We start from the raw sequence: 6,343 nt of genomic DNA, 5'->3' as shown, positions 1-6,343 counted from the left end.
TTCCTGTCGGCGTTCCCGAGCGCCGCGCTCACGGGCCAGTCGTTCGTCGTCAGCCACGGCTGGTTCATGCAGTAACGTCCTCGCCTCCCTGACGGGAGGCGATTCCCGCACCACCACCTATTCTCACGACTCACGATGGCGTGCCGTCGATCGACGTCACGCCATCCGTGTCCGCCATCCACGGCGGGATTTCTCGGAGCAATTGATGAAACCGCACGCGCGTACAGAAAAGCAGGCCGTCGATGCGGCGGACCTGCATCACGAAGCCGGCCCGCCGGCCGCTGCGCGGTCGCTGCCGTACGAAACGATCGCGCTCGTCCTGCAGGGCGGCGGCGCGCTCGGCGCGTATCAGGCCGGCGTGTTCGAAGGGCTGCACGAAGCGGGCGTTCCGCTCGACTGGATCGCAGGCATCTCGATCGGTGCGCTCAACACCGCGCTGATCGCCGGCAATGCGCCCGAACATCGCGTCGAGCGGCTGCGCGAATTCTGGGAAACGATCTGCCAGCCGGCGTTCTTTCCCGCGATTCCGGCCGCGTTCGAATTCGCGCTGTTCAACAGCATCGACCAGATCCGCACGTTCTTCACCGCATCGCAGGCCGCGAGCGCGATGATGCAGGGCCAGCAGGGCTTCTTCGTGCCGCGCTTCCCGCCGCCGCTGCCGGGCGTGTCCGATCATCCGGAAAAGATCAGCTGGTACGACACGTCGGCGCTGCGCGCGACGCTGCTCAAGCTGTGCGATTTCGACCGGATCAACTCGGGCGAGACGCGCGTGTCGGTCGGCGCGGTCAACGTCGGCACCGGCAACTTCGTGTACTTCGACAACTCGCGCATCCGCCTCACGCCCGAGCACTTCATGGCGTCCGGCGCGCTGCCGCCCGCGTTCCCGCCGGTCGAGATCGACGGCGAGTACTACTGGGACGGCGGCGTCGTGTCGAACACGCCGCTGATGGAAGTGCTGCGCGCGCGTCCGCGCCGCGACACGCTGGCGTTCCAGGTCGATCTGTGGAGCGCACGCGGGCCGCTGCCGCGCACGATGGCCGATGTCGCGGAACGCACGAAGGACGTGCAGTACTCGAGCCGCACGCGTTTCGTCACCGACACGCTGCAGCGCGAACAGCGCTACCGCAACGTGCTGCGCCACGTGCTCGAGCAGGTGCCGGAAGCGCAGCGCAAGAACGACCCGTGGTGCGTCGAGGCTGAAGCGATGTCGAGCGGGAAGAAGTACAACATCCAGCACCTGATCTATCAGCAGAAGGCGTACGAGCACCACTACAAGGACTATCAGTTCGGTCTGTCGACGATGCGCGACCACTGGGCCGCGGGTCTCGACGACATCCGCAACACGCTCGCGGTCAAGGACGGCCTCGCGCTGCCCATCAACGACGCGGGCTTCGTCACGCACGACATTCACCGCCGCCGGTAATGCCGTGTGCGACGGACCGGCGCGCCGCCCGCGCCGGTCCGTCCTCTTTTCCGGTTCGACATGCCGATTTTCATTGCGCTGTTCGCGCTCATCGCCATTGGATGGGGCGCGGTTCACCTGTTTCACGTCATCGCCGCGCAGTTCGGCCAGCCGGTCGCGATCGCGGCCGCGGCACTCGCCGGCGCGATCCTGGTCGCGCTGGTCGCATGGTGGATCAAGCGCCGCCGCGACATCGCACCGAACACGAAGGAGCAAGGCTGGACCCACATCGTGCATCGCGCCTGGGGCGAGGTGCGCGTGTCCGCGACGCAGGGGCTGCTGTGGCTGTCGCATGACGGCGCGGACGGCCGCTATACGCTGTCGCAGCTCGACGGCTGCGAGGCCGCGCCGATCGACGGCCGCTGGCATCTGGTCGTGCGCGTGCGCGGCGAATGGAAGCTGCCGATGATGGACAAGCGCGATGCACGGCGCTGGGCGCGCGTGCTGATGCTCGCGAAGGACAACCGGCTGTAATGGGCCACGGCCGCGTGTCGGCACAATCGTTCGCCGGTCAGCCATTCGATCGGACACGTCCCGCTACTGTCGACGAAACGTCGATGCAGCGTTCGGCGCGGCGCATGCTGCGTCCGGTCGATTCGGCGCCGCGGCACACGTCCTGAACGGCCGCGCGGTTCCCTAGCGCGCGCCGAGCGCCCATAACGCATCGAGCACGTGCTGCGTCGGCCGCTCGACCGGGCCGGCCCGATGGGCGATACCCAGTTCACGCCACAACGCCGGACGCAGCGGCCGCATGACGATGCGTGCGTCGGGCAGCGGGGCGCCCGTCTCGTGCGGCAGCAGCGTCGCGCCGTAACCCGCGGCGACCAGACTCTTGATCGCATCGTTGTAGTTGAGCTCGATACGCGGCTCGGGCCGATGGCCGCCGAGCGCGAACCATTCCGCCGTGAGCCGCGACAGGCGGGTGGTCGCATCGTTGAGAATCAGCGGACGCGCAGCCAGGTAGGCCGGCGTCACCCGCGCCGGAAGCCGCCAGTCCGCGGGCAGGAAAGCCAGCACGGGATCGCGCCGCCACGCGCGGATCGACAGCCCCGCGACCGCCGGCTGCGGCAGCGCAACCAGCCCGACGTCCAGCGTGCCCTGTGCAATGCGCGCCAGTGTGTCGTGCGACGTGAGCACGGCGATCTGCACATCGATGTCGGGATGCCGCTCGCGCAACCGGGCCACCGCCTGCGGCAACAGATGAGCGATCGCCCCGGTCGACGCGCCGAGGCGCACCCGCCCGGTCAGCCCCTGCACTTGCCGCTCCACGTCGTCGAGGGTCGACTCGACTTCGGCCAGCAGACGGCGCGCCCGCTCCACCAGCACGGCGCCGATGGTCGACGGCCGCACGTTGCCGCGCGTGCGCGACAGCAACGGCGCGCCGATGCGGCTTTCGAGTTCCGCGACATGAAGGCTGACCGTCGGCGGCGCCAGATGGAGCAGTTGCGCGGCGGCCACGAAGGATCCCTGGTCGGCGATCGCGACCAGCGTACGCAGTCGGTCCAGACTGATCTCGCGCATGCCCACCTCTCGTTCAGGAAAACTGAATCCGGCAATCAGGAAATTCAACTTTTCCTATTCTAGGCGTTCGATGGACGATACGGCTTTCCCGAGTCCGAAACGAGGAACGCGACCATCATGAGCCTACCCACTGTCTATATCGACGGCGACCAAGGTACGACCGGATTGCAGATCCACGCGCGCCTGCGGGATCGCACCGACCTGCGGCTCGTCACGCTGCCGGATACCGAACGCAAGGACCCCGCGCGGCGCGCCGAAGCGATCAACGCATCCGATATTGCGATTCTGTGCCTGCCGGACGCCGCCGCGCGCGAAGCGGTCGGCTTCATCCGGAATCCGGCGGTACGCGTGATCGACGCGAGTTCGGCCCATCGCACCGAACCGGAATGGGTCTACGGTTTTCCCGAGATGGCCGACGGACATGCGCAGAAAATCGCGCGCGCGCAGCGCGTCAGCAATCCGGGCTGCTATCCGACGGGCGCGATCGGACTGCTTCGGCCGCTGCAACAGGCGGGCCTGCTGCCGCGCGATTACCCGGTGAGCATCCATGCGGTGTCCGGTTACTCGGGCGGCGGACGGACCGCCATCGACGCGTTCGAATCGAACGGCACCGCACGCGCGAAACCACTGCAGGTCTACGGCCTCGCGCTCGCGCACAAGCATGTGCCCGAGATTCAGCTGCATGCCGGGCTCACGCACCGTCCGCTGTTCGTTCCGGCTTACGGCGCGTATCGGCAGGGCATCGTGCTGACCGTGCCGATCGAGCTGCGCCTTCTTCCGGCCGGCGTGACCGGTGAGTCGCTGCACGCGTGTCTCGCGCACCACTACGCCGGCGCGCGCCACGTCGAGGTCACGCCGCTCGCGGACGCGCGCGCGATCACGCATCTCGACCCGCAAGCGCTGAACGGGTCGAACGACTTGCGGCTCAGCGTGTTCTGCAATGCCGATCATGGTCAGGTGCTGCTGTCCGCCGTGTTCGACAATCTCGGCAAAGGGGCATCCGGCGCGGCCGTGCAGAATCTCGACCTGATGCTCGGTGCGGCGAGCGTGGAGAAAGCGGCCTAAGCGGCGTGCGGGCGCCATCGTCGGCCGGCCCGGCGTGTCGCGGCCACCGATGCGTCGGTGCCTGCCGGACGGTGCCCGCTCGCGATGCGGTTGCGAGCGGTAAACGGGTGCCTGCCGATGCGCTGCACATGCCCCCGTAAAAGCTCACCTTTGTCCGATTTCAGCCCGCGTCGTCGCTCGCCGCGGCATTCAACCCGGCGAGCGCGTCCGCCAGAAAATCGACGCACACGCGCACCTTCGCCGAAGCCGCGACGCGTTCCGGATACACGGCCCAGATGTTCGCCGGCTGAATCGCGTCCGGCAGCACGCGACAGAGCTCGCCGCGCTCGATCAGCGGCCCCGCTTCCCAGATCGAACGCAGCACGATCCCGCGTCCCGCCAGCGCCCATTGCACGGCCACCTCGCCGTGGTTCGTCGACAGCGCTCCGCCGACCTTCACGGTTGCCGTTTCGCCGCGCAGGTTCAGCCGCCACACGCCGAACGGATGGTCGCGCTCCTTGATCGCGAGACAGTCGTGCGACGCGAGATCCGCGAGCGTGCGCGGCGTGCCGCGCCGTGCGAGATAGTCGGGCGACGCACACAGCACGCGATGGTTCGTGGCAAGCCGGCGCGCGATCAGGTGATCGGCAATCTCGTCGCCGATGCGCACGTCGAGGTCGTAGCCTTCACCCGCGACGTCGACGAGCCGGTCGAACAGATCGAGCCGCACGTTGAGCTGCGGATAGCGCGCGGAGAAGTCGAGCAGCGCCGGTGCAACGACATGGCGGCCGAAGCCGAAGCTGCTCGAGATGCGCAGCGTGCCGCGCGGCACCGTGCGCGTGGTCGACACGTCCTCGACGAGATGATCGACGTCGTCGAGAATCTTCTCGGCACGCGCGAACACGCGCTCGCCGGCTTCCGTGACCGTCACGCGGCGCGTCGAGCGATGCAGCAGGCGCGTGCCGAGCTGCGCCTCGAGCAGCGCGACGCGCTTGCTCACATACGCGGGCGACACCGCGAGCTGCTCCGCGGCCGCGCTGAAGCTCGTCAGGCGGACGACCAGGCTGAAGACGCGCAGGTCGTCGAGATTCGGCGATTTATTCACGATTCGTGGAAAGTCGATTAACCTTTCGCATGATTTTAATCTGAATGGAAATAAATAAAATGGCGTCATGTTCCGCTGCGCACGCTGCCGGCGGCCCGACCAGCCAAGGAGGCTTGCATGAGCGACAAGACGTACAAGATTGCCGTCATCCCCGGTGACGGCATCGGCCGTGAAGTGATGCCCGAGGGCCTGCGCGCGCTCGACGCCGTGACGGCGCGCTTCGGCATCCGCTTCCAGTTCGAGCAGATCGACTGGGCGAGCTGCGACTACTACGCGCAGCACGGCAAGATGATGCCGGACGACTGGAAGGCGCAGTTGTCGGGCATGGACGCGATCCTGTTCGGCGCGGTCGGCTGGCCCGCGACGGTTCCCGACCACATTTCGCTGTGGGGTTCGCTGCTGAAGTTCCGCCGCGAGTTCGACCAGTACATCAACCTGCGGCCCGCGCGCCTGTTCGACGGCGTGCCGTCGCCGCTCGCCGGTCGCAACGCAGGCGACATCGACTTCATGATCGTGCGCGAGAACACCGAGGGCGAATACTCGTCGGTCGGCGGCACGATGTTCGAAGGCACCGAGCGCGAAGTGGTCATGCAGCAGTCGATCTTCACGCGTCACGGCACCGAGCGCGTGCTGAAGTTCGCGTTCGAGCTCGCCCAGCGCCGCGCGAAGCGGCTGACCGTCGCGACGAAGAGCAACGGCATCGCGATCAGCATGCCGTGGTGGGACGCGCGCGCCGCCGAAATGGGCGAACGCTATCCCGAGATCGCCGTGGACAAGCAGCACATCGACATCCTGTGCGCACGCTTCGTGCTGCAGCCCGACCGCTTCGACGTGGTCGTCGCGTCGAACCTGTTCGGCGATATCCTTTCCGACCTCGGGCCGGCCTGCACGGGCACGATCGGCATCGCGCCGTCGGCGAACCTCAACCCGGATCGCACGTTTCCGTCGCTGTTCGAACCGGTGCACGGCTCCGCGCCGGACATCGCGGGCCAATACATCGCGAACCCGATTGCGATGATCTGGTCGGCGGCGATGATGCTCGAGTTCCTCGGCAACGGCGCGGGCCGCGAACACGAAGCGCACGACGCGATCGTCGCGGCGATCGAGGAGGTGCTGCGCACCGGGCCGCGCACGCGCGATCTCGGCGGCCAGGCGGGGACGCAGGAAGTGGGTGAAGCGATCGCGGCGCGGATTGTCGGCTGACGGGACGA

The 6,343-nt window shown here is 67.7% G+C and carries 6 protein-coding genes; 4 read left to right on the top strand and 2 right to left on the bottom strand.

Going from position 1 to position 6,343, the window contains the following annotated elements; translation table 11 throughout:
- Positions 1-205: 205 nt before the first annotated feature.
- Entirely contained in the window at positions 206-1,423 is a 1,218-nt protein-coding gene (locus DIE22_RS20225; RefSeq protein ID WP_185640653.1) for a patatin-like phospholipase family protein, read from the top strand.
- A gap of 60 nt (positions 1,424-1,483) precedes the next feature.
- A complete protein-coding gene (locus tag DIE22_RS20220; protein WP_124605967.1) occupies positions 1,484-1,936 on the top strand; it encodes a hypothetical protein in 453 nt (150 codons plus the stop codon).
- Between the two features lie 162 nt (positions 1,937-2,098).
- Here DIE22_RS20220 and DIE22_RS20215 read toward each other — a convergent pair whose 3' ends face one another.
- Positions 2,099-2,983: a LysR family transcriptional regulator gene (locus DIE22_RS20215; RefSeq protein ID WP_124605971.1), complete on the bottom strand. Its 885-nt coding sequence runs from the start codon at positions 2,981-2,983 to the stop codon at positions 2,099-2,101.
- A gap of 117 nt (positions 2,984-3,100) precedes the next feature.
- On the opposite strand from DIE22_RS20215, the gene argC reads away from it, so the two are divergent.
- Positions 3,101-4,048: an N-acetyl-gamma-glutamyl-phosphate reductase gene (gene argC, locus DIE22_RS20210; protein ID WP_124605966.1), complete on the top strand. Its 948-nt coding sequence runs from the start codon at positions 3,101-3,103 to the stop codon at positions 4,046-4,048.
- A 160-nt stretch (positions 4,049-4,208) separates the two neighbouring features.
- Here the strand turns inward: argC and DIE22_RS20205 are convergent, their stop codons facing one another.
- Complete coding sequence (locus tag DIE22_RS20205; protein WP_124498788.1) at positions 4,209-5,132, bottom strand: LysR substrate-binding domain-containing protein; 924 nt, start codon at positions 5,130-5,132, stop codon at positions 4,209-4,211.
- Positions 5,133-5,249: 117 nt separating this feature from the next.
- Between DIE22_RS20205 and DIE22_RS20200 the strand changes: the two genes are divergently transcribed.
- Entirely contained in the window at positions 5,250-6,335 is a 1,086-nt protein-coding gene (locus DIE22_RS20200) for a tartrate dehydrogenase (RefSeq protein WP_124498787.1), read from the top strand.
- Positions 6,336-6,343: the final 8 nt, after the last annotated feature.

Source organism: Burkholderia sp. Bp9142, assembly GCF_003853415.1.
Taxonomy (GTDB): Bacteria; Pseudomonadota; Gammaproteobacteria; order Burkholderiales; family Burkholderiaceae; genus Burkholderia.
This window is presented reverse-complemented; position numbering and strand designations above follow the sequence as displayed.